This window comes from Maribellus luteus, assembly GCF_003576475.1.
GTDB lineage: Bacteria > Bacteroidota > Bacteroidia > Bacteroidales > Prolixibacteraceae > Draconibacterium > Draconibacterium luteum.
In genome coordinates this window covers 126,955-153,640 of the sequence record NZ_QWGR01000002.1, presented here as the reverse complement: position 1 = coordinate 153,640, position 26,686 = coordinate 126,955, and the positions used below count along the sequence as shown (strand labels likewise).

The window sequence follows — 26,686 nt, the reverse complement described above, 5'->3', positions numbered from 1 at the left end:
AAAATAATCATTAAAACAGTGAAGGAAGAAGAAAACAACTAAAAACTATGATCGATGATGCAAAACTTAGTTTTCCGGATTCTTGACATTACTTTTACTGATAATCAGGATTCAATTGTTCCGGAACAGGAGCAACCGTCTTTTCCCGCCAGGTATCCAGAATCCCCACAAGTTCCCTCACTTTCTCTGGATTTGATTCTGCCAGGTTGTTTACCTCGCCAATATCTTCTTTCAGGTTATACAATTCAATGTCGTTATTCTCGAAATACTGAATAAGTTTCCAGTCGCCCAAACGAACGGCAGATCCGGGGCGGGTGCGGAAAAGCGGGTCCTGCGTTGTGCTATCATTCTTAACATAGGCTTCGAGGTACACCGGAAAATGCCAGAAAAGCGGACGCTCTTCCAAGTCACCGGATTGCTTTAGTACAGGCAAAATCGATGCTCCGTCAAGTATCTTATTTGCCGGTTTCGGAATACCCGCCATGTCAAGTATAGTTGGATAAAAATCGAGCTGGCTTACCGGAAAATCCGACTGGCTTCCTCCTTGAATTTTTCCCTTCCAGAAAACAAACATGGGTTCACGAATGCCACCTTCGTAGTACGACCCTTTTCCCGAGCGCAACGGCCACTGTTTGGTTATTCCGTAATGTCCGCCATTGTCGGAAGTAAAAAAGATAACCGTGTTTTCCAGCTTTCCCGAATTTCGCAGCGCCTCCACTAAACGGCCAATTTGTGCATCTACGTTCTCTACCATTGTTGCATACTCAGCGTTGTTTTGCCCGTTCCATTCCGCTTTGTTCTCATATTTCGGCAACAACGCTTTTACCGGCTGAATGGGCGTATGAACAGCATAAGGCGCGTAATACAGAAAGAAAGGCTTGTTGTTGACCGAGTCCAGGAAATCCAAAGTCCGGTCCATGATGAGATTGGTGAGGTAATAATCGTCCGACGGCGCCTTTACCGACGGAACATTTTTATAGGGCGGATAATAAGACCCGGGATTACCAGCGTGGCTGCCACCAATGCTAAAATCAAAACCCCTTAACTCCGGCTTTTCGCTCAGGTGCCATTTCCCCGACTGACAAGTTACATAGCCAGCCTTTTGCAGCACTTCCGGAATCAAAACATTATCATCGGGCATGGTTTCATTGTTTACCACCGGAACAAGTTTTCGATCGCGGCTTTTTCCCCGCTCCGACGTACCGACGGTATAAATACCGTGCCGGGCCGTCCATTGTCCGCTCATCAGGCAGGCACGGCTGGGAGCACAATTCGAGGCAGCGGCGTAGGCATTGCTGAATATCATTCCATCGGCTGCCAGCGCATCAATGTTCGGTGTTTCGTAATATTCCGAACCCATAAAACCCACATCGCGCCAGCCCATGTCATCGATATTTATAAGGATGATGTTCGGACGTGCATCCTCATCGCTACTACTCTTTACGGAAGACGTACACGAAAAAACACCGGCAAAGAGAAGTAGTAATCCTGCCTTAAAAACAATATTCATGCTTTGTATTTTGATAGTAAGAACCGGCCAAATCAAAAAACTGCATCAATTCCCGAACAAGAAAGCTGATTTTTTGATTTGGCCTGATTCGTTTCAGTTTAATCTCCCAGTTGTTTCATTCTGAATTTTTCGATTTCAGCCGTCGTATGCTCTCTTTTGAAAATGGCCTCCATTTCCTGAATGATTTCCGGATGTTCCGCTGAAACATCGTATAATTCCTGAATATCGGTATTCAAATCATACAACTGAATGCGCAAACTATCTTGCCGGATATTTTTACGGATACCCTTCCAGTTGCCCATTCTAATGGCTTGCTGTCCGCCCGATTCGGGAAATTCCCAGTACAGGTACTCGTGTGTCTTTTGCTCTCCGCTGTTTACAAGCGTTGGCAAAAAGCTTATTCCGTCAACGTTTTCAGGTATTTCAGCCCCCGAAACTTCGCAAAGGGTTGGCAACACATCGTAAAAAGCCGAAATCAGATCTGTTTCGGTACCTGCCTGTATTTTTTCAGGCCACTGAACAATCATTGGCACCCTGATCCCGCCTTCGTTCACACTTCCTTTTCCCCAACCGTGTTCGCTTTTAAACGGTTTGGCACTGTCGAACCAGGGCGAGTCGGCTCCCCCGGTATACGTCGGGCCATTGTCGCTGCTGAACATGATGATCGTGTTTTCGTACAATCCCAGCTCTTTCAGGGTAGCTACAATTTCACCAATCTGCTCGTCCATGTACGAAACCATTGCCGCATAGCAGGCGTGCGGGTAACGATGCGGAAAATAACCCCGCCGTCCATCGTACGGTTCTTCGTCGCCAAATTTATCCACATAGTAATCTATCCAGCGCTTCGGGGCCTGCAGCGGATTATGCGGAATAGGGGTAGCGTAATACATAAAGAAAGGCGCGTCTTTGTTTTCACGGATAAAATTAATGACTTCCTTTTGCATCAAATCAGGCGAGTATTCAGTCAGCCAGAAATCCTTGTAAGATTCCGGATCGTACAAATCGGCTCCTTCGGGAAGTCGCGTACGGGGCGGCACCATTTTATTGTTCAACAGTACCTTGGTCGTATCTTTCCATAAGTGAACCGGGAAAAAAGTATGCGCCTGCCGCTGGCAATTGTATCCGAAAAAGAAATCGAAGCCTTGTTTGTTGGGAATTCCTTCGGTTAAGGGAGCCCCCAGGCCCCATTTACCTACCACACCAGTTTTATAACCGGCATTTTGCAACAAACGCCCAATGGTTGGCGTACCGGCTTTTAACGGACGCTGCCCTTCCAGATTCGGGTCTTTTGCCATGGCTTCGAAATCCCATACGTCGCCACGGGAAGCCCATTCGTCGTTACCCCTGATTTGCGCATGCCCAAGATGCTGACCGGTTAACAGCACACAACGCGAAGGCGCGCAAACCGGAGCCCCGGCGTAGTGTTCTGTAAACATCATACCGTTAGTGGCCATCGCATCGAGGTTGGGTGTTTCTATTTTTTCCTGTCCGTAGCAACCCACTTCCGAATACCCCAGGTCATCAGCCAGGATGTATATGATGTTGGGCTTGGTTGTTGCTTCTTTTTCGACCTGCCCGCAATTGGTCAAGCCAGCGCCCAAAATTAAGAGGGCGATGTAACTCAAAAAAATACTTGTTTGTTTCACTTTGATTGATTGATTAATCCGTAATAATAATTCCTGAATGCTGGACGAAATTATGCAATAAAATTGAGTTGAAAAAAATTCTCTTATCCCTCAGCTTACCTTTTAAACGTTATTGTGAAAGTATATTTCTGACAAACACAAAAAAGCCCTGACGCTAACCGTCAGGGCACAAAAAACAATGTTCAAGCATGATTCGCTACAAGGTGATAGGTACACCGTTGTAGAAATCTAATATTTTGGTACGGAAAATATACTCGTACTTGGCCTGTATCAGATCCGACTGCGCCGTTGCCAGGTTATTCTTGCTTTGGTTGTACTCCACCGAGTTGATCATTCCCACGTTAAACTTCTCTTCGGTATAACGGAAAGCCTCTTTCATCGACGTAACCGCTTTTTGGGTAGAAATATAGCGGTTGAGCGCAGCCAAAGCATTGGTATAAACCAGTTCAATATCTTTTCGAAGCACGTTGCGCGCTATCTGCAGCTGGTATTCGTAATCCGAAATCTGGATCTGCGAATTGGAAATGCTGTTCTTCACCTGGAAGCGGTTGAAAATAGGGATGGATAAGGTTAATCCTAAGCTGGAGCGACCATTGTTCTGGATCTGCTCATTAAAACCCCGGCTGTCTTTATTATTAAAAATGTTATTGTAATAAGCTCCAAACGAAAGACTGGGATATCTATTTCCCTTGGCTATTTCAAGTTCTTTCATCGCACTTTCCACCCGCAACTGGGCGGCTTTTATTTCAGGGCGGACATTTATCGCATTATTGAACACATCAAAAGCATTCATCATGGTCACATTGGCCTGAATTTCAGGAAGACTCGGTTTCTCGATCTTAAAGCTTTCAGCCATCGGAAGGTCCATAAACTGATACAGATTCAGATAGGCCAGTTGAAGACTGTTCTGATCGTTTACCAACTGTAACTCTTCGCGGGCCAGCTGTGCTTCAATTTCCAGCATTGCCCCTCTGGCCAGGCTTCCTGCATTTACCAGTTGTCTCGATCTTTCGAGCTGTTGTTTGGTGACTTCCAGGTTGGCGGAATCCACCAGCAGTACTTCTTCGGCAAAAAGAATCTGGAGATACTCGGCTGCAATCAACAACATAATATCGTCCTTCGTCTTATCCAATTCATACAGGGTGGCCTGCAAATCCAATTTGCTCTTCTGAACCAGATTGCTCAATCTCATGCCATTAAAAACGGTCAGATTAGAACTCACACCCCCGGAAAGAGAAGTTGAATTGGCATTTACATACGTATTTTCAGGAAAAGTCAGGGTCCGTCCAAAACTGAAATCATTTCCAACCTGTGCATTCAGGTTGGGCAACTTATCCGACTTTGCCTGGTTGACCTGGTTCTGGTAATATTCGGTATTCAGCACCTGCCTTTTGATCTGGAGGTTATTTTCGATGGCGTAATCGAAGCATTTCTGCAGGTCCCAGGGAGCCTGGGCCTTTACTGTTGCTACCGATAAAAGTCCCGTAACTGCGATCAGCAAGGTTAAAAGATTCTTCATTTTTTTATTGTTTTTTTGTTTCGACTAATTTACATAAACCTTTGAAACTAACTAAGCCTAGCCTTTACTGGTGTTTTCTTTCATCGCTTTTGGATCGATTTTTTCGCCTTTTACCTTGTCTTCCGGCTTCAAACCTTCTGTAATCTCAATATTGATTCCGTCAGACAAGCCGGTTTTCACCATGCGTTTCTCGTAAACCGGTTCTTCTGTGCTTCCGGTGTTAATCTCCACAAACGACGAGTCGTTGTCGAATTGCAGCATGCCTTCCGGAATCACCATTACACTGTCTTTTTTCTCCAGAACGATGTTGGCATTGGCACTGTAACCGGCCCGTATAAACTGCCCTTCTTTCAGCCGAACATTTGCCTTTATCTCAAACTGAATGGCTCCGTTTTCTTCCACCCCCTTGGGTGAAATATATTCCAGTACGGCGTCAAATTTTTCTTTATCAATGGCGCCAATTTCCAGTTCAATCGGCATTCCTTCCTTAATTTTACCCACTTCGGTTTCGTCCACCTTCCCTTCAAAAATAATATCTTTCATATCGGCCACCGAAGCAATGGTAGTACCGGCATTAAAAGTATTGGCCTGAATGACCGAGTTTCCAACTTTGATCGGAACATCGAGCACCATGCCATCAATAGTAGAACGAACCAGGGTATTGGTAGCCGTTGCTGCCTTTTTTGTTACACCATTCTGAATTAATTCCAAATTATTTTCAGCAGCCGACAATTCTTCCTTGGCTGAATCGTACCCGACCTTTGACGATTTGAACTCTTCGTAAGAGATCACACTCTTGTCAAACAGCTTCTGCTGACGGTCGTAATCAATCTGGGCATCTTCGTAACTGATTTTTGCTCTGTTCAACCGGGTTTCAGCAGCATTTAACGTTACCATATCCGGAATAATTTTAATACGTGCCACTACCTGTCCTTTGCTGATTTTATCGCCGGCTTCCACATACAGTTCATCGATAATCCCCGAAACCTGTGGCACAATTTCAATTTCGTAACGCGGCACTACCGAACCGGTTGCCACGGTTTTCATTACTACATCGCTGTAAAACGGATTCTTGTTCTCAAAGAAATCCTGTTTCTTCTTTGACTTGTTATACAAGAAGAAAAGGGTTCCTCCAAACGCTGCGATCAAAATCGCAATTCCCAGGTATCTTACAATCTTTTTCATGTTGCTCTTGTTTTTTGTTTTCTGTAATTCGTTTATCGTTGATTTTTTTTATTCGTCTCTTAATGCATCGATCGGTTTGATACTAACGGCTCTTTTGGCGGGTATTAATCCTGCCAGTATTCCGGAAACCACCAGTACCGACAAGGCTCCTACTGCCATTTGGAAACTCACTTCGGGCGAACGGAAGAAAATCGAATCTGCATCCGAACTGGCAGCTTCCAGTGCAATGTTCAGCAATTCGAGCAAACCAACACCCAGTGCCAGCCCGATGTAACCGGCCATTACTGTCAGAAACACACTCTCGGCCACAATGTGCATTATCACTTTGCCCGGAGTTGCCCCGATAGCCCGTTGAATTCCTATTTCCTGCGTACGTTCCTTTATGATCACCAGCATAATGTTGCTGACACCGATCACCCCGGCCATCAGGGTTCCGATTCCCACGATCCAGGTTAAAATCTGGATACCGGTAAAAAGGCCCATGTATTTTTTCCACTCCACTTCGATGTTGAAAGAACCCACTGCCTGCATATCGTCGGGGGCAATTTTATGCCTGCTTTTCAGAAGCTCCTTTAAGCGGGCTTCTACCCTGCTCACCGGAACTCCCGGTGCCGAGGTTACCGAAAAGAAGTGAACATCGTCGCCGAAATTGTAGGTCTTTTGCATCGTGGTAAAAGGCATGATAATGGTTTCGTTTTTTCTACCTCCTCCAATATTTACGCGTGTTTCACCCTTTATCACTCCTACTACCTGGAAATAAACTCCGTTGATTTTCAAATACTGACCGATCGGATCTTCGTCCTTTTCAAACATTACTTCCACCACACGTTCACCAATATTCACCACTTTGCGACTTTGTAAAATATCGATCTCATTGATAAGGCGCCCTTTTAGTGGCGTCCACGGATCAATTTTGAAAAAATCAGGATAGTCGCCGTAAATATTGAACGAACCTGTTTGCTTGCCTCTGATGGTATTGTCGCCTTCATAGCCTCTTGGGCCAAACAAACGCGGTGACAGGTATTCAATATCCTTTACATTTGCTTTTATGTATTCAATGTCGGTATTGGTGTAATTCCATTGCCTTCCACGCTGAAATCCTTTGTAGGGTTTGCTGGTACGCTCGGTCCAGAAAAAGGCAGAATTGGAGGCAAATGCCCGGATGCCATCCATCACTCCATTCTCCAAAGCTTTCCCGGCTCCCGACATGATGATGAGCATGAATATTCCCCAAAATACCCCGAAAGCAGTCATAAAGCTTCGCATCCGGTTCTTTTTCAGGGCGCTCAGTATTTCTTTCCAAAGATCTAAATCAAACATTTTAGTTCAGTGTTTAAAGTTCAAAGTTCAGAGAGTCTCTTTTATTCATCACGCAAAGCTTCAATCGGTTTAATGCGTGCGGCGCGCTTGGCGGGAATGTACCCCGCAATGGTTCCTGCAACCACCAACAGTAAAGTTGCGGTCATTGCAACCCCAAGGTCAACCGTAGGATTTCGGAATATGGTTTCTCCGTTTCCGCCGTTGGTAGCTGCCGAAACTTCGTACTGCTTTTCAACCACCAGATTGATCAGCTCCATCAGTCCCGTTCCCATCACCAAACCGATGTACCCGGCAACCGTTGTGATCAATATCGATTCGAGCAAAACCAACCCGATCACAGACGAAGGGCTTGCGCCAATCGCTTTGCGGATGCCAATTTCCTTGGTGCGTTCCTTTACCACAATCAGCATAATGTTGCTAACACCCACCACGCCGGCAATCAAGGTTCCTGTACCGATAATCCAGATAAAAATTTTGATGGCCTGGAATATTTTCATGGTCTGAATTACGTCTTCCAGCTTGTTGTACGATCCCATGGCCGACTCATCCGAAGCATCGAACCGGTGTTTGCGGGCCATCGTTTCGCGCACCCGCTGCTCAATGGCCTGGCTCTCTTCCAGGGTGGTCGCGTTAATGGTGAGTGCAAAATTGTGCAAGCGGTTGGAGCCGTTAAATACCTTTTGCCCGGTGCTTACAGGAATGTACGCATTCCGGTGACGAGTACCGCCACCTTCCCGGCATATTCCCACTACCTTAAAAGGAATGTTGTTAACTCGCACATATTCCCCAATCGCATTTTTATCTTTAAACAAAGCATCGTAGATATCCTTTCCCAGCACCACCGATTTTCGTGTTTGATTGATGTCGACCTGGTTGATAAACCGGCCATCTACTATTTCAATGTTTTCCACGTCCTGTAGATCGGGATGACAGGTAATCGCCGTGTATTCGCCGTATTCGTTTCCGTACGAAAATTTATTTTCACGAATGTAATAGCGCCCCGAAGTATATTCAATCCCTTCCAGGTCCTTTAGCACATCGTAATCGGCATTGGTAAAGCGTATGTCGCGGCCCTCTTTTAAACCCTGATAGGGAATACTGGTACGACCGCTCCACAACCACATGGCGTTTACGGCATCGCGCATAAAGTTTTCGGAAACCCCGTTGCTCAGGCCATTGCCCGACCCAAGTAAAATCATGAGCATGAAAATCCCCCAGGCAACACTAAAGCCCGTAAGGAAAGTCCGCATTTTATTCTTTTTGATGGTGGCAAAGATTTCCTGCCATTTATCGATATCGAACATGATAGAATAGTTTAAAGTTTAGAGTTCAGAATTCAAAGTTCAGTGAAACCAACTGAAAACTGAGACTGCGACTGGATACTCCTTATGCGGTTTCCAGCTCTTTGGCGTATTGATGTTGAAAGTGTTTCAGATCGCCGTTTTTGATGATCTGATCGATGCGGCCGTCTTTCAGACGAACGATTTTTTGCGTCATCGCGGCAATATCATGCTCGTGTGTCACCAGAATCACGGTAATCCCGCCGGCATTGATCTCCTTCAGTATCTCCATTACTTCGTACGAAGTAGTAGTATCGAGCGCTCCGGTTGGTTCGTCCGCAAAAATGATTTTGGGCTGCGAAATCAGCGAGCGGGCTATTGCAACGCGCTGTTTCTGGCCTCCCGACATCTCGTTGGGCAAATGATCGGCCCAATCCAGCAGTCCTACTTTATCGAGGTATTCCAGAGCAATTTTATTGCGTTTTTTGCGGTTCACTCCCTGATAGTAAAGCGGAAGTGCCACATTTTCCATCGCATTTTTAAAGGAGATAAGATTGAACGACTGGAATACAAAGCCCACCATCTCGTTACGCAGTTTGGCAGCTTTTTTCTCCGACATGTCTTTCACCAGCGAGCCGTTCAGATAATAGGCACCTTCGTCGTAGTTGTCCAGAATTCCGAGAATGTTTAAAAGGGTTGATTTTCCCGAACCCGAGGAGCCCATGATCGAAACAAATTCGCCTGTTTCAATCTCCAGGTCGATACCTTTCAGCACGTGAAGCGAGTTGCTGCCGGTAACGTAAGATTTGTGTACATTTTTAAGACTAATCATGGCTTGAATTGCTTGTTTTTTGTTTTCTGAAATAAATGTGATGAAAACCCGTGAAATCACTGTTATTTATTCGACGAACGAAGCTTTATCTCCGGTGAATGAATCATTGTTTTCCGCTTTCGGTAATTCCGCTGTTGCTCATCACATAAATACAGACGCGCGAAAACCGGTTCAGTTACATTAAATTTTACAGGAAGCTCCCGGGTTCTTCCAAATAACACAGCGAATACCTACTTTTGAATCGAAATTATACAGCATGGGAACAAAGGCGATCAGTTTAAAATTACCTACCAACTACACCGAAGAACAGCTAAAAGAGCGTATTGCCAAGCAGTTGAATATCCGGGATTTCTCTTTTTATACCGAAAGCAAAAGCCTGGATGCGCGGAATAAAAAAAGTATTTTCTGGCTGGTAAAAGTGTTGGTTAGCTCATCAAAAATAAAAGGAGATGAGTCTCCTGAGCAGGATGAGTTACAGATTCCGTTCAAAAAAAGAAACAGGAAAATTGTAGTGGTTGGCAGTGGCCCGGCCGGCTTTTTTAATGCCTTTGTTTTGCAAAAAGCCGGTTTTAATGTTACGCTGATCGAACGCGGCTCCGATGTTCAAAAACGGGGGCAAGCCATTTCGCATTTCGAACGCAGCGGAGTTTTTAATACTCAAAACAACTATGCTTTTGGCGAAGGTGGCGCCGGTACTTTCTCGGACGGAAAGCTGACTTCACGCTCGAAACACATCTCCAAAGAGAAACATTTTATTCTTTCGAGCTATGTAAAAGCCGGGGCACCTGCCGAGATCATGTACATGACACATCCGCACCTGGGTACCGACAACCTGCGAAAGATTGTCCAAAACCTGCGGCACGAATTCGAAGAACTGGGGGGCCGCATGCTTTTCGAGACACAGCTGGAAGACCTGAAAATTATCAACGGGAAAGTAAGCGAGGTTGTCACCACTGCCGGAAACCTGGAAGCCGATGCCGTTTTTATTGCACCGGGACACTCAGCTTACGAAACCTATAAAATGCTGATTCGGCGTGGTGTTCCTTTCCGCACCAAGAATTTTGCGGTGGGCAGCCGAATGGAGCACAAACAGGAAACCATCAATATTGCACAATGGGGAAAACCCGTATTGCCCGGAGTAAAAGCCGCCGAGTACCGGCTTACCTCGCCGGCTGATGGCACGCACCAGGTATTTTCATTTTGCATGTGCCCGGGAGGAACCGTAGTCCCGGCAGCTGCTTACGAACATACCAATATTGTAAACGGGATGAGCTACTACAAACGCAACGGTATGTTTGCCAACGCAGCCTGTGTGGCAGGTATTCACCCCGATGAACTGGCAGGAAAAACGGTTTCACCTGTCGAAGCCCTCGACCAGCTTCAGAAACTCGAAGAACTTTTTTACAATTTTGCAGGAAGTTACTCCGCTCCGGCATGCAGCATCAGTGCCTTTCTCAATCAGAAAACTAAATCCGCACCGCTCGAAAGCAGTTACCCGCTCGGGCTGATCCAGGCGCCGCTTTGGAGCCTGCTCCCCGCGCCCGTAGTTCAATCAATGCAGGCAGGTTTGCAGGACTTTATCCGAAAAATGCGCGGTTTCGAACACGGAAACCTACTGGGTTTTGAAAGCAAAACATCTTCTCCCATCCAGGTGATTCGCGAAAAAAACGGGCTTTGTGAAGGCTTCGAAAACCTCTATGTTATTGGTGAAGGAAGCGGTTATGCCGGCGGAATCGTTTCCAGTGCGGCCGACGGAATCCGTGCGGCGATGAGTTTGGTGGAAGACTAAAAATCCAAACCTTTCAATTTGTACTCGCACACCCCATAGCTTCGAATGGCAATCTCAATCAAAGCTTTGACTCAAAATTCTTCAATTTATTTCTGAAAATGTGTTGAAATTCTTCAGTACATTAATTAATTTTGATTGAAATTCTTCAATTGAAAGAAATATTTCTCCATTATAAGAAATAAGAAGCATGATAAAACGTGACCTGCAAGATCTTTTACAAACAGACACGCAACCGGGAAAAGCTGTTTTACTGTTTGGCGCCAGAAGGGTAGGAAAAACGATCTTACTTGAAAGCCTGATAAAACAATTGAACAAAAAAACTGCATTTCTGAATGGAGAAGATTTTAGCACCGAAGAAATGCTTTCAACACGCACAGTTAACCACTACAGACAATTATTCCAAGGCACTGAGATTTTGGTGATCGATGAAGCACAAAACATTAAAGATATTGGACGTATTATCAAATTAATCGTAGATAACTTAAAAGAGCTATCAGTAATTATTTCGGGGTCCTCATCTTTTGATCTGTACAATCAGGCAGGCGAGCCATTGGTCGGTAGATCCTATCAATACAAATTATTTCCTTTTTCATTAAATGAATTAACACAAACAGAAACCAGAGTAGGACTTATCCAAAAACTCGAAGAGCTACTCGTCTATGGGATGTATCCGGAATTGCAATCAATACCCGACTACGGAAAGAAACAACAATACCTGCTTGAAATAGCAAATTCTTATTTGTTGAAGGACATTTTAATGATTGACGGTATTAAAAATTCAGGGAAAATGCGGGACTTACTTCGGCTTATAGCCTACCAGACAGGAAGTGAGGTTTCGTATGATGAGTTGGCCAAAAAGATAGGTTTGAGCCGTAATACGGTTGAAAAATACCTGGATCTGCTTTCCAAAACTTTTGTGATATATAAGTTACCAGCCTTCGCTCGTAATCCGCGCAAAGAAGTTTCAAAGTCAAGCAAATGGTATTTTTTTGACAATGGGATTCGTAATGCCGTTATCAATGACTTTCGCCCCGTGGCAATCAGAAAAGATACGGGAGCTTTGTGGGAGAGTTTTCTGATTAGCGAGCGAATAAAAAAACAAAACAATGCCAATTGTTTCGCCAGCTATTACTTTTGGCGGAGTTACACAAAGCAGGAAATCGATTTGCTCGAAGAAAGTAATGGGGTAATCAAAGCATACGAATTTAAATGGGGTGAAAGAAAGGTAAAGACACCCACGGCATTCAACGAGAATTATCCCGAGATTACGTTTGAAGTGATCAATAAGTCCAACTTTCTTGATTTCCTTTTATAGGTAGTCACCATTGTTTCCCTATTCAAGTCCAATTCAGTGTTCCTGCCAAATCATATTCAAAGATTTAAAATCCATATAATTGTATCTCACTAGCTCCAGGCTTGAGCTATTCAGAACTTGACTATGTAAATTTCCGGTTAATTCCACTCCTGTTTATTTAGAATAATTCTACCATAAATCAACAGGAAAATGTACTTTTGCTTCTCTTTATTAATCACGTAAAACATGACAGCAAAAAAGCTACCATTCAGCAAGGAACAACTGGAAACGATCATTGCCAACCACCCGACTCCGTTTCATATCTACGATGAAAAGGCGATGCGGGAAAACGCACGCTATTTTAACAAAGCTTTTTCATGGAACGAAGGCTTTAAAGAATATTACGCGATAAAATCGGCACCGAATCCTTACCTCATGAAAATTTTGCGGGAAGAAGGTTTTGGAATCGATTGCAGTTCTGTAGCTGAACTGGAACTGGCAAAACAGGTGGGTATGAGCGGCGACGAGATTATGCTGACCTCGAATGATACGCCGGCATACGAGTTTCAACTTGCCAAAGAACTGGGAGCCATTATCAACCTCGACGATATTTCGCACATCGACTACCTCGAGAAACATGTGGGTCTGCCGAAAACCATTTGCATGCGCTATAATCCGGGCAACCTGAAACAGGGCAACCTGATCATCGGACATCCCGAAGAAGCCAAATATGGTTTTACCCGCGAACAGATGATCGAAGGCTACCGAATGCTGAAAGAAAAGGGAGTGGAACGTTTTGGTATTCATACCATGGTCGCTTCCAACGAACTGGATCCAACGTATTTTGTTGAAACCGCTGAAATTCTTTTTAACCTGATTAATGAGGTGTATGAAAAAACCGGCGTCCGCATTGAGTTTGCCAACCTTGGCGGTGGAGTAGGCATCCCCTACAAACCGGGAGAAAAACCGGTGGACCTGGATTTTGTAAGCGCAGGTATTAAAAAGGTGTACGACGAAATGATTGTTGCAAAGGGTCTGGCACCGCTTAAAATCTTCTTTGAACTGGGCCGCGCCATTACCGGACCTTACGGATACCTGGTTACCAAAGTGCGCCACATCAAAAAAACGTACAAAACATTCGCCGGACTCGACGCCTGCATGGCTAACCTGATGCGCCCTGCACTATACGGAGCTTATCATCACATTACTGTAATGGGGAAAGAAAACGAGCCCGCCACTACCAAATACGACGTTACCGGCTCACTGTGCGAGAACAATGACAAATTTGCCATCGACCGGATGTTGCCCGAGATTGATCCCGATGATATTGTGGTGATCCACGATGCCGGTGCTCACGGACATTCGATGGGCTTTAACTACAACGGAAAACTTCGTTCGGCCGAACTTCTGCTGCGCGAAAACGGAGCAGTGACAGAAATCCGCCGCGCTGAAACACTGGAAGACTATTTTGCCACACTCGATTTTAGTGGCGTGAAAGACTTTAAATAATTTCTGATTTTAAAGATTCAGGACATCAGTTGATTCGCAGAATTTATTGCAACATAAATAATACAAAAATGGAAGGCTGGGGCATAAACCCGGCCTTTTTTGTTATTTTAGACAGAAGCAATCAACCAATTATGAAATTAGGATACGACGCAAAACGAGCTTTTTTAAATACCTCAGGACTGGGAAATTACAGCCGGAATACCCTAAACGGACTTATTAAATATTTCCCGAAAAACACTTACTCCCTGTTCACCACCGAGGTAAAAGTCGCGATGCTAAAACAGCAGGAGGCTTTTGAAATTGTAGCCCCGCCACGTAAATTATCGGGGCTTAAGAAGACCATTTGGCGAAATTTTAAACTAAGCGGCGAAATTAAATCCCGGCAGATCGATCTCTACCACGGTCTTAGCAACGAGTTACCCCGCGGTATCCACAAAACCGGGATTCCGGCATTGGTGACCATTCATGACCTGATCTTTTTGCGCTACCCCGAATTTTATAAGTTTTTCGACCGGCTCATTTACCGCTACAAGGTAAGATATGCCTGCAAAGCCGCCACAAAGATCATCGCCATCAGTGAGCAGACAAAAGCCGACATTGTGGAGTTTACCGGTACCTCGCCCGACAAGATTGAGGTAATTCACCAGGCCATTTCGCCCCTGTTTTTTGAAAAGGTTGACACCTCAAAAATAAAAGAGAAATACCGCCTGCCCGATCAGTTTATCCTGGCCGTGGGAACCATCGAAGAACGAAAAAATCAGCTTTCTATTTTAAAGGCCCTGCAAGCAAAGAATCTCGATATCCCGCTGGTAATGATCGGCAATCCAACCTCGTATTGCAACGACATACACAAATACGTAGCTGCCCAAAAAATTCAGAAACAGGTGATCATCCTGAAAAACATTCCTGAAAAAGACCTGGCTGGAATCTATCAGCTTGCCACGCTTTCGATCTACATCTCGGTATTTGAAGGTTTTGGCTTGCCCGTGATCGAAGCCATGGCCAGCGGATGCCCGGTAATCACCTCCAACGTATCGTGTCTGCCGGAAACTGCAGGCGATGCAGCGATTTTGTGCTCACCCGGAAATATTGAAGAACTAGGCAATTCTATTCAGAAATTGATAAGCGATGATTATTTTCGCAGCCAGTTAATTGAAAAAGGCAGGTTGCGTGCCAACGAATTTCAAACCGGAAAATACGTGGAGAAACTCGTAAAATTGTATCAGAAAATAGTAGGCTAAACAATGCAGGAAGATATTAAGAAAGCACTGGAGGTACTGAAAAGCGGGGGAATCATTCTTTACCCCACCGATACCATTTGGGGAATTGGCTGCGATGCCACCAACCCCGAAGCAGTGAAGCGGATTTACGACCTAAAAAAACGTGCAGACTCGAAAAGCATGCTCGTGCTAATGGAAAACCCGGCCTTGCTCGACCGCTATGTGAGCGAAGTGCCGGAAGTTGCCTGGGATCTGGTGGAAATAAGCACCACTCCCTTGACGGTTATTTATCCCCGCGCTAAAAACCTGGCCGCAAACCTGCTTGCAGAAGATGGCAGCATCGGAATCCGTTTCACCAAAGAAGCTTTTACCAGCCGCTTGCTGCAACGTTTTCGCCGTCCGCTGGTTTCCACTTCGGCCAATGTAAGCGGAGAAAAATCGCCGACTTTTTTTGACGAGATTTCCGATGAAATAAAAAATGCGGTGGATTATATTGTTGAATACCGGCAAGACGACCGTACTCCGGCACAAGCTTCGAGCATTATCAAACTCGGACCGGGCGGGCAAATTGAGATTATCCGGAAATAAAAAAACTGCTTCATCCGTCGGTTGACAGCGAAGCAGTTTTGATCGTATCCTGAAAACGTTTATTTCTTTTCTTTTAAAATATCCCTGATCTCGGTAAGCAGTACTTCTTCTTTCGAAGGAGCTGGCGGAGCAGGAGGTGGAGCTGCAGCTTCTTTCTTCTTCATTTTATTGAAAGCCTTTACCACCAGGAAAATGGAGAAAGCCACAATCAGAAAGTCGAGCACGGTGTTTACAAAAGCGCCGTATTTAATCGCCACTTCAGCAACGGCCGGACTTACTATCTGCTCGCCATTCATTACGGCTTCGCTACCTTCTTTGATTACAACTCTCAGGTTGCTGAAATCGGTATTTCCCAAAAGCAACCCAATAGGTGGCATCAAAACATCGTTTACAAAAGAGGTGATGATCTTACCAAAAGCACCACCAATAATGACAGCAACTGCCAGGTCGAGCACATTGCCTTTCATGGCAAAGCTCTTAAATTCTTTTAATACTCCCATGTTGTTGAATTTTAATTACAGTTAGAACTATTGAGAAGCAATTTAATACATTATGATCAAATAATGCACAAAAAAAACCATCCCTCATCTGAAGAATGGTTTTCAATGTTCGTATAGCTTGTTACACTACATTTCTCTTACTTTTCCGGAGCCGGCGGTCGAAGCATCGATGCTTGGGTTCCCGCTGTAAAAGACGCTTCCAGAACCTGCAATGCGTGCTTTAATCGTTCCGTTTGAAGTAACGTTGCAGTTACCCGATCCGGCAATGGTTACACTGACTGCATCGGCTTCAAAATCCGTTGCATTGAAATTTCCGGAACCCGAGATGGTCACACTTAAATCGTCAGCCACTTTTCGGCCTTTCACTTCAATATTTCCCGAACCCGAGATGCTTCCTTTCAATTTGCTTGATTCGAGCGAACCGAGCTTGATTCCGCCACTTCCGCTAAGCGACAGATTTAAAATCCGGGCTTCCAGTTTCTCGGCAATAATATCGCCTGAACCCGAAACCGACAAGGCACTTACATCGGGCACGGTAACATAAATTTCGATTTTACCGGGTTTGAAATTGCGCTGAAAGATGTTCGAATTGGGAAAACGGATCACCAGTTCATTTCCTTTCACTTCGGTAATAAGATCGCTCAAAACCGATTCTTTGGCTACAACTCTAACACTTTGTTTGTTGCCCTGGGTGAGGTAGAGATTCCCGGAGATTCGCAGTGAAATCTCTGAGAAAGGTGATACTTCGCGGTTTTCTTCTTCTGCTTTTACTGAATTTACAGCAAATATTCCTGCCAACAGGAGGCTAAACAATAAAATTCTGGCTTTCATCTTATTAAAATTGTTGTTTATTAAGGTATAAGATGGAACTCGTCCCCAGGGATTCGTTTCATCTTTTATAACTATTTTCTGGTTTCTAACTATTACTTCACTAATGACGGACAAATATGCGCAAAGTTGCACTACATCGGAAAAAAAGTTCAATTTTGGTTGTTCTTTCGGAAGAAGAGTACTCAAAGCACCGGGAAGGCAGCGACTTTGTAATTTTTAAAACACGGATAAAATGAGCGATATACATACCACTTCCATTCAACTTCGGTTTAACGATGTGGACCTGATGGGCCATGTGTACAACGGAAAATACCAGGAGTTTTTCGACCTGGCCCGGCTCAATTATTTTGAGAAAGTATTGGGCAAGCTAATCAGTTGGACAGAAACGGGACTGGTGATTGCTTCGGTAAAGGTTGATTACCTCGAACCCATTTACCTGGAAGACCAGATTGAAGTACAAACGCATATTTCGTCGCTCGGAGAAAAGAGCCTGGAAATGACCCAGCAATTGTTCAAAAAAGGAAACCCGGAGCCAGCTGCTTTGTGCACTACGGTTTTGGTTTGTTACCATATGCAACATAAAAAATCGGAGCTTATTCCGGATGAGTGGAGGAATAAAATCAAAGCTTACGAGCCGGGCTTACCCCTCAATTAATCCTTCCGGCAGGTTCAGGATAAGACGTTTTTGCTCCTCGTCAATCTCCACCACAAATTCCGGGTGAAAAGGAACCAGCAGTTCTTCATCGCCGTGTTTGACGGTCAGCACCACATTCCCCGAATAATCGTCCACCTGTTCGATCTCTCCCACTTCGCCTTTTTCGGCATCAAAAAGCACAAAGCCTTTTAGCAGTGCTTCGCTCTCCAGTGGTTCATCCACAATTTCATCCAGAAAAAGATACACCGAAGCCCCAATCAGGCGCTTGGCATATTTTTCGGTATCCACCCAGTCGAATTTTACGATGGCCGATTTCGACGATTTAAAGCGCAAACCATCTTCAGCAATAAAAAACGGCACCAGCAAACCGTCGAGTTCCACAAAAAAACGTTCGGCTTCTTCCACCGAATATTCAAAATGCTCTTCGAATTCGAGCACTACTTCGCCGTGTACACCGTGTGTTTTCCGGAAGAATCCTATTTTTTCGCAATCGGTTTTTGGTATTGTTTCCATACTTCAAAAATAGACAAATTGTGTTGAATTTTATGGAAGAGATACAACTTTGGAGCTCTTGTTACTTTCGTAGAGGTACTTTGTGCAAGAAGAAAAAGAAGTTTACACAAAGAACCGCAGAGGATCCACAAAGAAACACGAAGAGAAATGGGTATTTCACAAAACAAAAAAGCCATCCGTTAATGAACGAATGGCTTTCTATCATAAGATGTGAGTCTTTCTTAAGATTCCGCACCTTGTTCTTCTGCTGAAGCTTCAGGTGCTTCAGTTTCAGGAGCTTCTTCGGCTTCTGCCTCGGCAGCAGCAGCCTGAGCTTCAGCGGCCAGTTCTGCATTTTTTGCAGCAATAGCAGCAGCTCTTTCTTCTTTGATTTTAATTTCAGCCTCCATTTGTTTCTTAAAGGCTGAATCAACTTCGCCTTGCAAACGGTCAACTTTGGCCTGGATCTTGGCATCTTTTTCTGCCATCCATTTGTCCAAACGTTTTTCGGCTTCCGCTTCATCAAATGCTCCTTTTTTCACTCCACCCATCAGGTGTTTTTTGTACAACACACCTTTGTAAGACAAAATTGCCTTAACGGTGTCAGTAGGTTGTGCGCCTTTAACAAGCCAATCATAAGCTTTGTCAAAATCGAGATCAATAGTAGCAGGATTAGAATTCGGATTATACGTGCCAATCCGCTCAATATACCTGCCATCTCGTGGCGCCCTGCTATCGGCTACTACAATGTGGTAGTATGCGTAGCGTTTGCGACCGTGTCGCGCGAGTCTCATTTTTACTGGCATAACTCTACTTTATTTGTTTTTGAAAAATGTGGCGCAAAGATAGTATAAATTTCTGTTCCTGAAAGTTATACCCTGAATTTTATCGAATCAACCACAAACGACAGTGTCTCAGGATTTGACAAAATCGAGTTCCCGCAAAGCTCGCAGATTATTGATTGTCAATATTTGATTTTGGGTTCTTAAAAACAACTTCGCGTGCTTTGCCTGAAATTTGGACGAATGAACACCTTCTCTAACGTCCTTATATCCAAAAAAACGTTCTTACGAAGAACTGGACTTTCAGTAAAACCGGCTACGGGACTATTGTTAATACTTAATGACGTTTCCGGAAATAACCTGCTCGTATATCCTTTGAAAAACCTGCAATATTTTTTCTTTTTCTGGTGCCTCTCACCACCAGGACAATTCCTGCGATTAAAGGCCCATACATCAAAACAATTGCATGTCCTCCTGTTATAAATCCGGTCAAAGAACCGATTGTGAAGACAACTCCCAGAACTATCAGCACTAATCCAATCCAAATTGACTCATTTATTCCCTTTTGCTTTACTGTAACAGCTTCTTCCAAAAAAATCTGACGATCAATCTCCTTTAAAATCTCTTTGACCGTTTCATCCTTGAGATTCAACTTTTTGAGTTCTCTTCCTATTTCAGTGAAATCTTTCCCTTTTCTTTTTTCGCCAAGAAAGTGGTCTACTATTTGGAGTACCGACGGATCCATTTACTGACAATATTATCTTTTTACATATTGCTCTTCATAATATTTCTGATAATCGCCCGAAGTAACATTCTCCAGCCATTCGGTGTTTTCGAGGTACCATTCAATGGTCAGTTCAATGCCTTCTTCAAACTGAAGCGAAGGCTCCCAGCCCAGTTCGTTTTTAATTTTGGTAGCATCGATCGCATAGCGCAGATCGTGCCCGGCGCGGTCTTTCACAAAAGTGATCAGTTTTTCGGATTCACCCGCCGGACGCCCCAGTTTTTCATCCATCTTCCGGCACATCACGCGGATCAGGTCGATGTTGGTCCATTCGTTAAAACCACCGATGTTGTAGGTTTCGCCAATCACCCCCTGGTGGAAAATCACATCAATGGCCCGGGCATGGTCCACCACCCACAGCCAGTCGCGAATGTTCTCGCCTTTGCCGTAAACCGGCAGCGGCTTGTTGTTTTTGATGTTGTGAATAAAAAGCGGGATCAGTTTTTCCGGAAACTGGTACGAACCATAGTTGTTCGAGCAGTTAGAAATCACGGTTGGCAATCCAAAGGTATCGCAGTAAGCCCGCACAAAATGATCGGAACTGGCTTTTGATGCCGAATAAGGGCTGTGCGGATCGTAACGCGTTTCTTCGGTAAACATTCCTTCGTCGCCCAGCGAACCATACACTTCGTCGGTAGAAATATGATAGAATTTTTTCCCTTCCAAATTATCCTTCCAGGTAAATTTCGCCGCATTCAGCAGGTTAACCGTACCGATTACATTCGTATACACAAACTCGGTGGGGTTTGAAATCGAGCGATCTACATGCGATTCGGCAGCCAGGTGAATCACGCCATCGAACTGTTTTTCGTCAAACAGTTTCTGTATAAAATCAGCATCCACAATATCGCCTTTTACAAATTCGTAGTTGGGCTGGCCTTCAATGTCTTTCAGGTTAGCCAAATTCCCGGCGTACGTCAGTTTATCGAGGTTGACAATCTTATATTCCGGGTACTTGTTTACCAGTAAACGAACCACGTGCGAGCCAATAAACCCTGCACCACCTGTAACCAATATTGTTTTCTTCATGCTGTGTCTGATTTTAAAACAAAAATAGAAGAATTGACCGGAAAACTCAGAAAAATAAATGAAAACACAAAGAGGAACGAGTATGCTGAAACAGCACGCTCCTTCCTCTTTCTTTATTCGGGCCTCAAAGGACTACTTAATTCCTCTGACGCGTTTTTCCCAGTTCCAGGCCGAAAGCAAAGTTTCTTCCGTCCCTTTTTCGGCTTTCCACCCCAGCTCTTCGTTGGCGTAAGTGGTATCGGCCCATATTTTTTCGATGTCACCTGCACGGCGGCCTACGATTTTATAGTTGAGTTTTACGCCGGTTGCTTTTTCAAAACCGGTAACCACTTCCAGCACCGAAAGTCCGGTGCCTGTTCCCAGGTTAAAAATCTCGTAATTGGCTTTGTTTTTCCCTTGCAGCAAGCGGTTGATTGCCACCACGTGGGCTTTGGCCAAATCCACCACATTGATGTAATCGCGAACGGCCGATCCGTCAACCGTATCGTAATCGTCGCCAAAAACTTTCAATTCGTCGCGTAAACCGGCAGCCGTTTGGGTAATAAAAGGCACCAGGTTTTGCGGAACGCCCAGCGGCAATTCTCCAATCAGAGCACTCGGATGCGCACCGATCGGGTTAAAATACCGAAGCGCAATCCCTTTCAACTGCGGATTCGCGTGAATCGTATCGTTCAGAATATCTTCGTTAACACGTTTGGTATTTCCGTAAGGCGATTCGGCATCTTTTCGCGGCGTTTTTTCAGTCACCGGAAGTACTTCGGGCTGGCCGTAAACCGTACACGACGAAGAAAAAACAATGTTCGGAACATCGTATTTTATCTGGCAATCGAGCAGGTTCATCAGCGACACCAGGTTGTTGCGGTAATACAGCAAGGGTTTTTCCACCGACTCGCCCACGGCTTTCGATGCCGCAAAATGAATAATGGCCGCAATATTTTTGTTTCGGGTGAAAAAGTCTTCGGTTTTTGCTCCATCCGCCAGGTCGAACTGTTCGAATGCGGGCCGGATCCCCGAAATTTGTTCAATGTTGTCGAGTACGTCGATGCTTGAGTTCGACAGGTTATCCACCACAATTACCTCGTAACCTGACGCCTGCAATTCAACCACGGTATGCGAACCGATATAACCGGTTCCGCCGGTCACTAAAATTTTATCTGCCATAATGTTTTTGGTTTTGAGCTTCAAAAGTATAAAAACATGCTTTTACTCAATCACAAAGAGAGATTGTAATAAGCGCATTCCTGAAAATTTAACCTGAAAAAGCGAAAAAGACAGTAACGGCGAATTTTATTAATTTTACGCCTGAAAAATTATCAACCGTGAAGTTACACAAGTTTATACAACAACTTTTGCCGGACCACGAGATGGTGATCATCCCGGGATTTGGCGCGTTTATTCAGGAGTATCAACCCGCTGAGATCAGTGAAGACAGTGATGAGATCAAGCCACCTTCCACCCGTCTGACCTTTAACCCGCAGATCCGGAACAACGATGGCCTTTTGGTAGGCTACGTGGCCGACAACACGCGTGACTCTCATTTTGAAGCCCTCCAGAAAATTGAAAAAGAACGCGACAACTGGTTGTATAAACTTGATAAAGGGGAAAAAGTAAGCCTGGACGGTATCGGAACTTTCTACCGGAACGAAAAAGGAGAGCTTGGTTTCCTTTCGGAGGATGATCAGCCGCTTTCGCTCGATTCATTTGGTCTGGAAACCACTTCGCTTGAAGAACCGGAAATTCCGGAAGCTTCGGAAGCAGAAGAAACACCGGCCGAACCCGAAACGGTTGAAGAAACTTCAGAAGCTGCCGATACGGAAATTCTGGAGGATGAACCGGCGGATACTGTAGAAACAGAATCGCTGGAAGAAGAAACATCCGAAGAAGCTCCGCAGGTAGTTGCCGAAGAGCAAGAGGAAGTTGAGGAGAAGGAAGAAGAAAAAATTCCGGAGCCTGCGCCTGTTGTAACTCCGGAACCCAACGAAGAGAAAAAACGCAAAGGCGGCTGGTGGTGGCTGTTGTTGGTTCTCGTCCCCTTAATCGGGGTAGCTGTTTTTCTTTTTATGAAGGACAAACAACCTGCAGAGCCAACTCAAACAACTCCGCCGGTTGAAACAAAGATAGAAGAAGAAACTCCGGTGCTTACCACCGATTCCATTCAGTCCGACAGTATGGTTACAGTAGCAGCCGACAGTCTTACAATTCAAGTTCCTGAGCCGGAAAAAGAGAAACTGAGCGACTCAACCGGATTCTTCCTGATTGGGGGAAGCTTCAAGGCACAGGAAAATGCCGACACCTATTTACAACAGCTAAAAGAACAGGGTTACGAACCCTTTCATCTGGGGAAATATGGTAATTTCTTTATTGTTGGTATTGCCCGTTACAAAACCGAAAGCGAAGCATTGAAAGCCAAAGACGAGTACTCGGAAGCCAATCCGGGGTCAGGAGTGTGGGTATTGGAAAAATAGCTTTTCCCTACCTAAAAATACCTTCGCCAGGTGCGATTGAGCACTTTTTTACCGGTAACTTGCTTTTTTAAGATGCCTCTTCCAATATTTCAGGGCACTTATACGTTTAGGTATTAGCCCGATAGACGCAAGTGTGCGTTAAATCGGGATGAACAACCATTCGAATCAAGTGTTATCACTTAAAAAAGCCTGAAATGGATGTATTTCTCTGGATTCTTCAAGTAATACTGGCAGCTGTTTTTCTTACACTGGGCCTTGTAAAAGCCGTCGTTCCGATGGAAAAGCTAAAAAAGGCAATGGACTGGACTGCCGAAATGCCGGCCAAAAAAGTAAGGATAATCGGGTCGCTGGAATCGCTCGGGGGCTTTGGACTGTTTTTTCCGGGCTTGTATCCCATCAGCAATTTAGTAATCCCCATTTCGGCCCTGGGCCTGGCCATCATCATGCTTTTGGCGGCCATTATCAATTTCAAAAGAGGAGACCGTGGCGAATTCCAAACCAACATTTTGCTGTTGGTGGCAACCGCTTTTGTAGCCACTGCGCGCTTTTACCTTTATTTGTAAACCTCTCCGGCGGTGAAGAGATTTTGAACGTGATTCAATAAGAATGGCCGTTCAAACTCACTAATTTCAGGATTGACCTGACATTTAGTTACTCAAAAACATATTGCCGGAACTGCCTCCTTCATCCAAACAATTCTGCAAAATCCTCGTAAAAGAACGCACTTTCAATTACTTGATTATTAACCAAAAAATGAGAAGCTATGCCAGACAGCGTTTACAAAGTCATTGAACTGGTAGGAAGCAGTCCTGAATCGTGGGAAAAAGCTGCTCAAAATGCCATCAGCCTTGCATCAAAATCGTTGCGCGACCTGCGGGTTGCCGAAGTGTGTGAAATGGACATGCACCTGAAAGACGGTGTGATCGAGTTTTACAGGGTAAAAATGAAAGTTTCGTTTAAATACGAAGGCTAAACCCAAAAGCGCTGGCAGCCATTTCTGCTGAGCGCTTTTTAGTTCAATTTAGAAACCCACGTTCTTTGAGCGTGATCAGAAAAGCCCTGCATTTTGCTTTTGATTACTACCTTCATTCCGCAAGCTGAATCCAACAGCACGCAGATAACGCAGATTTACGCTGAAAATAATTTTACCCATTTGGGTGAAATAAAATTTGCGGTAATCGGCGCAATCAGCGTGAAATAAAAGTACTTGCGAAATGAAGGTATAAGTCAAATCAATGTGAGAATGAATAATAATTGTGTCCTTACCCGTAAATCATGTCTGTTGGGCGTGCTTATTTACTTTTGGACACAAAAAAAGCGGCATCTTAAAACGGACGCCGCCGGAAAATTGACAGCCAAACGAAGCAGGTTGGCTTAAATTTATAATAGTACTAACTGAACGGTTATGAACGATATGCTTTCATGGCTTTGAAGCATTTGTTTGATATTTTACAAATGCCATGCCAAAACATATCATTTAAAACCTGTTTTTTATACGAATTTTTGCTTTAGGAAAAAGAAGCGATTGTTTTTACCAGTAGCCCGAGAACGTTTTCCACATTCCTGTTAAAAACCTTTAACACCTCTTCCCAGGTAACGGGAGCCTCATCGGTTTTCCAGCAGTCGTAGTCGGTACTCAGCGCGATAGCTGCATACGGAATTCCGATTTCGTTGGCAAGGATACACTCGGGCGCTACCGACATATTGATGACATCGGCCCCCCAGATACGAAACATCTTTGATTCGGCGCGTGTGGAAAACCGAGGGCCTTCGATCGTTATCACGGTTCCCTGCGGATGAAACGGCAACTTTAGCTCCGCTGCTTTTTCGATCAGTCTGTTGCGCAACGAACCATCAAAAGGATCGGCCATGGGCGTATGGTTTAAAGCCCCGTTTTCAAAGCTCTCGTGAAAAGTAATTCCGCGGTGTCGCGTAAAATCGATAAACTGATCGAGGATCACCAGGTCTCCCCTGCCAATTTCTTCGCGCAAACTACCGCAGGCCGTGGTAACGATGATGTGTGTACATCCCAGTTCCCTGATCGCCCATATATTCGCCCGGTTGTTCACCTGCGTTGGAGGAATGGAGTGATCGCGCCCGTGACGGGATAGGATCGCCACTTCGGTACCACCGATTTTTCCACACTTAAACGCCGACGAAGGTTTTCCGTACGGTGTATCAACTGCTACTTCTGTTGGGTTCTGAAGAATCGCCGGATCTTCCAGGCCGGAGCCTCCGATTATTGCAATTTTTGTCATTTTTTGTATTTCGGAAAAAGATTTAAAATACTTTGTTTGTTGGCTTCACACACGCCACGTTCGGTGATTAAACCGCTTACCAGCCGGGCCGGGGTAACATCAAAACCATAATTGGCAACTGGGCTTTTTTCAGGGATTAAACGAACACTTTGCACGGCTTGTCCATTCCAGCCTTCTATTTCGGCCACTTCTTCGGCGGCTCGTTGTTCAATAGGAATTTCTTTCACTCCATCTTCCATTTCCCAGTCAAAAGTTGATGAAGGAAGTGCTGCATAAAAAGGAACACCATTATCGTTCGCCGCCAAAGCTTTCAGATAAGTACCTATTTTATTGGCTACGTCGCCGCTAACAGTGGTTCGGTCGCTCCCAACAATTACCATGTCCACCATTCCGTGTTGCATCAAATGCCCGCCGGTGTTGTCGGGAATCACGGTGTGCGGAACGTCTTCTTCCCCCAGTTCAAATGCCGTGAGTCGTGCTCCCTGGTTTCGGGGCCGGGTTTCATCCACCCAAACATGCACAGGAATTCCTTTCAGGTGCGCTTTGTAGATGGGAGCAGTAGCTGTTCCCCAATCGATGCAGGCCAGCCATCCGGCATTGCAGTGCGTCAAAATATTGACCGTTCCCTGCTTTTCTGCAAATATCTTTTCAATAATTTCAAGTCCTGCTTCACCAATTTTATCCCCAAAGTCGATTTCAGCTTGTTTTAGCTGCTGGGCTTTCTCCAGTGTTTTTTCCACCAGGTCTGCCTCTGTTTTGTGCTGCAGGATAAAATCCACCATTTCATCTACTGCAAAAGCCAGGTTAACGGCGGTTGGGCGCGAAGATTTCAGGTAGGTGGCCTTTTCCAACAAGTGTTGTTCAGGATCTCTCTCATTACATTCTAGCAGCGCCAAATACATTCCGTAAGCAGCGGTCACTCCGATAAGAGGTGCCCCCCGCACCACCATCTCGCGAATGGCAAAAAAAGTCTCTTCCACCGTTCTTATATTCATCACCTCAAACGCAAAGGGCAACTTTCGCTGATCGATCACCTGAACGATTGCAGCATCGTTTTCCTTTATCCAGATTGTATGATAATGCCTTCCTCCAATTCTCATTTTACTTTGTTTTCTGTTTTAACTTTTACCCCTCTGCTCCGGATCTCCGGAACATCTCCCCTCTTTTCAGGGGAGAAAAAGCGAAACCCGAGGCAAAG

At 44.8% G+C, this 26,686-nt stretch carries 25 protein-coding genes; 9 read left to right on the top strand and 16 right to left on the bottom strand.

Annotated features, from left to right (window positions below; genetic code table 11):
• Positions 1-94 precede the first annotated feature (94 nt).
• The 7 genes from D1614_RS03405 to D1614_RS03375 form a co-directional block, all read right to left on the bottom strand.
• A complete protein-coding gene (locus D1614_RS03405; RefSeq protein ID WP_119436489.1) occupies positions 95-1,510 on the bottom strand; it encodes a sulfatase in 1,416 nt (471 codons plus the stop codon).
• A 98-nt stretch (positions 1,511-1,608) separates the two neighbouring features.
• Positions 1,609-3,135, bottom strand: a complete 1,527-nt coding sequence (locus D1614_RS03400; protein ID WP_119436488.1) for an arylsulfatase — start codon at positions 3,133-3,135, stop codon at positions 1,609-1,611.
• A 217-nt stretch (positions 3,136-3,352) separates the two neighbouring features.
• Positions 3,353-4,675, bottom strand: coding sequence for a TolC family protein (locus D1614_RS03395; protein ID WP_119436487.1), 1,323 nt, complete (start codon positions 4,673-4,675; stop codon positions 3,353-3,355).
• A 57-nt stretch (positions 4,676-4,732) separates the two neighbouring features.
• Positions 4,733-5,860 (bottom strand): efflux RND transporter periplasmic adaptor subunit, encoded by a 1,128-nt coding sequence (locus D1614_RS03390; protein ID WP_119436486.1) that lies wholly within the window; start codon positions 5,858-5,860, stop codon positions 4,733-4,735.
• A gap of 48 nt (positions 5,861-5,908) precedes the next feature.
• Positions 5,909-7,180: an ABC transporter permease gene (locus tag D1614_RS03385; RefSeq protein ID WP_119436485.1), complete on the bottom strand. Its 1,272-nt coding sequence runs from the start codon at positions 7,178-7,180 to the stop codon at positions 5,909-5,911.
• Between the two features lie 41 nt (positions 7,181-7,221).
• Positions 7,222-8,484 carry an ABC transporter permease gene (locus D1614_RS03380; protein WP_119436484.1) on the bottom strand — a complete coding sequence of 421 codons (1,263 nt, stop codon included), beginning with the start codon at positions 8,482-8,484 and terminating at the stop codon, positions 7,222-7,224.
• Between the two features lie 82 nt (positions 8,485-8,566).
• Complete coding sequence (locus D1614_RS03375; RefSeq protein WP_119436907.1) at positions 8,567-9,292, bottom strand: ABC transporter ATP-binding protein; 726 nt, start codon at positions 9,290-9,292, stop codon at positions 8,567-8,569.
• 256 nt (positions 9,293-9,548) lie between these two features.
• On the opposite strand from D1614_RS03375, the gene D1614_RS03370 reads away from it, so the two are divergent.
• From D1614_RS03370 to D1614_RS03350, 5 genes are all read left to right on the top strand, one after another.
• Positions 9,549-11,081: an NAD(P)/FAD-dependent oxidoreductase gene (locus D1614_RS03370; RefSeq protein WP_119436483.1), complete on the top strand. Its 1,533-nt coding sequence runs from the start codon at positions 9,549-9,551 to the stop codon at positions 11,079-11,081.
• 187 nt (positions 11,082-11,268) lie between these two features.
• Positions 11,269-12,396, top strand: coding sequence for an ATP-binding protein (locus D1614_RS03365; protein WP_119436482.1), 1,128 nt, complete (start codon positions 11,269-11,271; stop codon positions 12,394-12,396).
• 225 nt (positions 12,397-12,621) lie between these two features.
• Positions 12,622-13,884, top strand: coding sequence for a diaminopimelate decarboxylase family protein (locus D1614_RS03360; protein ID WP_119436481.1), 1,263 nt, complete (start codon positions 12,622-12,624; stop codon positions 13,882-13,884).
• A gap of 68 nt (positions 13,885-13,952) precedes the next feature.
• Positions 13,953-15,125 (top strand): glycosyltransferase family 4 protein, encoded by a 1,173-nt coding sequence (locus D1614_RS03355; protein ID WP_119436480.1) that lies wholly within the window; start codon positions 13,953-13,955, stop codon positions 15,123-15,125.
• Between the two features lie 3 nt (positions 15,126-15,128).
• Entirely contained in the window at positions 15,129-15,692 is a 564-nt protein-coding gene (locus tag D1614_RS03350) for an L-threonylcarbamoyladenylate synthase (RefSeq protein ID WP_119436479.1), read from the top strand.
• Between the two features lie 59 nt (positions 15,693-15,751).
• On the opposite strand, the gene mscL is transcribed toward D1614_RS03350, so the two are convergent.
• Both mscL and D1614_RS03340 read right to left on the bottom strand, forming a co-directional pair.
• Positions 15,752-16,192 (bottom strand): large-conductance mechanosensitive channel protein MscL, encoded by a 441-nt coding sequence (gene mscL / locus D1614_RS03345; RefSeq protein WP_119436478.1) that lies wholly within the window; start codon positions 16,190-16,192, stop codon positions 15,752-15,754.
• A gap of 126 nt (positions 16,193-16,318) precedes the next feature.
• The gene (locus D1614_RS03340) at positions 16,319-17,023 is read right to left on the bottom strand and encodes a head GIN domain-containing protein (RefSeq protein ID WP_119436477.1); all 705 of its coding nucleotides are present in this window, start codon (positions 17,021-17,023) and stop codon (positions 16,319-16,321) included.
• A gap of 232 nt (positions 17,024-17,255) precedes the next feature.
• On the opposite strand from D1614_RS03340, the gene D1614_RS03335 reads away from it, so the two are divergent.
• A complete protein-coding gene (locus D1614_RS03335; RefSeq protein ID WP_119436476.1) occupies positions 17,256-17,678 on the top strand; it encodes an acyl-CoA thioesterase in 423 nt (140 codons plus the stop codon).
• Here D1614_RS03335 and D1614_RS03330 read toward each other — a convergent pair.
• The 5 genes from D1614_RS03330 to galE all read right to left on the bottom strand — a co-directional run bounded on the left by D1614_RS03330 (position 17,664) and on the right by galE (position 21,926).
• Positions 17,664-18,191 carry a ribosome maturation factor RimM gene (locus tag D1614_RS03330; RefSeq protein WP_119436475.1) on the bottom strand — a complete coding sequence of 176 codons (528 nt, stop codon included), beginning with the start codon at positions 18,189-18,191 and terminating at the stop codon, positions 17,664-17,666. The two genes, D1614_RS03335 and D1614_RS03330, sit on opposite strands and share 15 nt — an antisense overlap.
• Before the next feature lie 221 nt (positions 18,192-18,412).
• The gene (locus D1614_RS03325; protein ID WP_306439025.1) at positions 18,413-18,964 is read right to left on the bottom strand and encodes a 30S ribosomal protein S16; all 552 of its coding nucleotides are present in this window, start codon (positions 18,962-18,964) and stop codon (positions 18,413-18,415) included.
• A gap of 325 nt (positions 18,965-19,289) precedes the next feature.
• Positions 19,290-19,697, bottom strand: coding sequence for a hypothetical protein (locus tag D1614_RS03320; protein WP_119436473.1), 408 nt, complete (start codon positions 19,695-19,697; stop codon positions 19,290-19,292).
• A gap of 12 nt (positions 19,698-19,709) precedes the next feature.
• A complete protein-coding gene (gene rfbB / locus D1614_RS03315) occupies positions 19,710-20,765 on the bottom strand; it encodes a dTDP-glucose 4,6-dehydratase (protein ID WP_119436472.1) in 1,056 nt (351 codons plus the stop codon).
• Between the two features lie 132 nt (positions 20,766-20,897).
• A complete protein-coding gene (gene galE, locus D1614_RS03310) occupies positions 20,898-21,926 on the bottom strand; it encodes a UDP-glucose 4-epimerase GalE (RefSeq protein ID WP_119436906.1) in 1,029 nt (342 codons plus the stop codon).
• Between the two features lie 158 nt (positions 21,927-22,084).
• Here galE and D1614_RS03305 point away from each other — a divergent pair, with 158 nt between their 5' ends.
• From D1614_RS03305 to D1614_RS03295, 3 genes are all read left to right on the top strand, one after another.
• Positions 22,085-23,230: an HU domain-containing protein gene (locus D1614_RS03305; protein ID WP_147383993.1), complete on the top strand. Its 1,146-nt coding sequence runs from the start codon at positions 22,085-22,087 to the stop codon at positions 23,228-23,230.
• 194 nt (positions 23,231-23,424) lie between these two features.
• Positions 23,425-23,793 (top strand): DoxX family protein, encoded by a 369-nt coding sequence (locus D1614_RS03300; RefSeq protein WP_119436470.1) that lies wholly within the window; start codon positions 23,425-23,427, stop codon positions 23,791-23,793.
• Between the two features lie 200 nt (positions 23,794-23,993).
• Positions 23,994-24,203, top strand: a complete 210-nt coding sequence (locus tag D1614_RS03295; RefSeq protein ID WP_119436469.1) for a dodecin family protein — start codon at positions 23,994-23,996, stop codon at positions 24,201-24,203.
• A 535-nt stretch (positions 24,204-24,738) separates the two neighbouring features.
• Here the strand turns inward: D1614_RS03295 and mtnP are convergent.
• Complete coding sequence (gene mtnP, locus D1614_RS03290) at positions 24,739-25,488, bottom strand: S-methyl-5'-thioadenosine phosphorylase (protein WP_119436468.1); 750 nt, start codon at positions 25,486-25,488, stop codon at positions 24,739-24,741.
• Positions 25,485-26,588, bottom strand: coding sequence for an S-methyl-5-thioribose-1-phosphate isomerase (gene mtnA / locus D1614_RS03285; protein ID WP_119436467.1), 1,104 nt, complete (start codon positions 26,586-26,588; stop codon positions 25,485-25,487). Before mtnA ends, mtnP begins: the two co-directional genes overlap by 4 nt.
• Between the last annotated feature and the right edge of the window lie 98 nt (positions 26,589-26,686).

What these genes read in the sequence shown, in the direction of transcription:
- D1614_RS03405 (WP_119436489.1), bottom strand. Translation starts at nt 1,510, where the DNA reads ATGAATATTGTTTTTAAGGCAGGATTACTACTTCTCTTTGCCGGTGTT.
- D1614_RS03395 (WP_119436487.1), bottom strand. Translation starts at nt 4,675, where the DNA reads ATGAAGAATCTTTTAACCTTGCTGATCGCAGTTACGGGACTTTTATCG.
- D1614_RS03390 (WP_119436486.1), bottom strand. Translation starts at nt 5,860, where the DNA reads ATGAAAAAGATTGTAAGATACCTGGGAATTGCGATTTTGATCGCAGCG.
- D1614_RS03385 (WP_119436485.1), bottom strand. Translation starts at nt 7,180, where the DNA reads ATGTTTGATTTAGATCTTTGGAAAGAAATACTGAGCGCCCTGAAAAAG.
- D1614_RS03380 (WP_119436484.1), bottom strand. Translation starts at nt 8,484, where the DNA reads ATGTTCGATATCGATAAATGGCAGGAAATCTTTGCCACCATCAAAAAG.
- D1614_RS03375 (WP_119436907.1), bottom strand. Translation starts at nt 9,292, where the DNA reads ATGATTAGTCTTAAAAATGTACACAAATCTTACGTTACCGGCAGCAAC.
- D1614_RS03370 (WP_119436483.1), top strand. Translation starts at nt 9,549, where the DNA reads ATGGGAACAAAGGCGATCAGTTTAAAATTACCTACCAACTACACCGAA.
- D1614_RS03365 (WP_119436482.1), top strand. Translation starts at nt 11,269, where the DNA reads ATGATAAAACGTGACCTGCAAGATCTTTTACAAACAGACACGCAACCG.
- D1614_RS03360 (WP_119436481.1), top strand. Translation starts at nt 12,622, where the DNA reads ATGACAGCAAAAAAGCTACCATTCAGCAAGGAACAACTGGAAACGATC.
- D1614_RS03355 (WP_119436480.1), top strand. Translation starts at nt 13,953, where the DNA reads ATGGAAGGCTGGGGCATAAACCCGGCCTTTTTTGTTATTTTAGACAGA.
- D1614_RS03350 (WP_119436479.1), top strand. Translation starts at nt 15,129, where the DNA reads ATGCAGGAAGATATTAAGAAAGCACTGGAGGTACTGAAAAGCGGGGGA.
- mscL (WP_119436478.1), bottom strand. Translation starts at nt 16,192, where the DNA reads ATGGGAGTATTAAAAGAATTTAAGAGCTTTGCCATGAAAGGCAATGTG.
- D1614_RS03340 (WP_119436477.1), bottom strand. Translation starts at nt 17,023, where the DNA reads ATGAAAGCCAGAATTTTATTGTTTAGCCTCCTGTTGGCAGGAATATTT.
- D1614_RS03335 (WP_119436476.1), top strand. Translation starts at nt 17,256, where the DNA reads ATGAGCGATATACATACCACTTCCATTCAACTTCGGTTTAACGATGTG.
- D1614_RS03330 (WP_119436475.1), bottom strand. Translation starts at nt 18,191, where the DNA reads ATGGAAACAATACCAAAAACCGATTGCGAAAAAATAGGATTCTTCCGG.
- D1614_RS03325 (WP_306439025.1), bottom strand. Translation starts at nt 18,964, where the DNA reads ATGAGACTCGCGCGACACGGTCGCAAACGCTACGCATACTACCACATT.
- D1614_RS03320 (WP_119436473.1), bottom strand. Translation starts at nt 19,697, where the DNA reads ATGGATCCGTCGGTACTCCAAATAGTAGACCACTTTCTTGGCGAAAAA.
- rfbB (WP_119436472.1), bottom strand. Translation starts at nt 20,765, where the DNA reads ATGAAGAAAACAATATTGGTTACAGGTGGTGCAGGGTTTATTGGCTCG.
- galE (WP_119436906.1), bottom strand. Translation starts at nt 21,926, where the DNA reads ATGGCAGATAAAATTTTAGTGACCGGCGGAACCGGTTATATCGGTTCG.
- D1614_RS03300 (WP_119436470.1), top strand. Translation starts at nt 23,425, where the DNA reads ATGGATGTATTTCTCTGGATTCTTCAAGTAATACTGGCAGCTGTTTTT.
- D1614_RS03295 (WP_119436469.1), top strand. Translation starts at nt 23,994, where the DNA reads ATGCCAGACAGCGTTTACAAAGTCATTGAACTGGTAGGAAGCAGTCCT.
- mtnP (WP_119436468.1), bottom strand. Translation starts at nt 25,488, where the DNA reads ATGACAAAAATTGCAATAATCGGAGGCTCCGGCCTGGAAGATCCGGCG.
- mtnA (WP_119436467.1), bottom strand. Translation starts at nt 26,588, where the DNA reads ATGAGAATTGGAGGAAGGCATTATCATACAATCTGGATAAAGGAAAAC.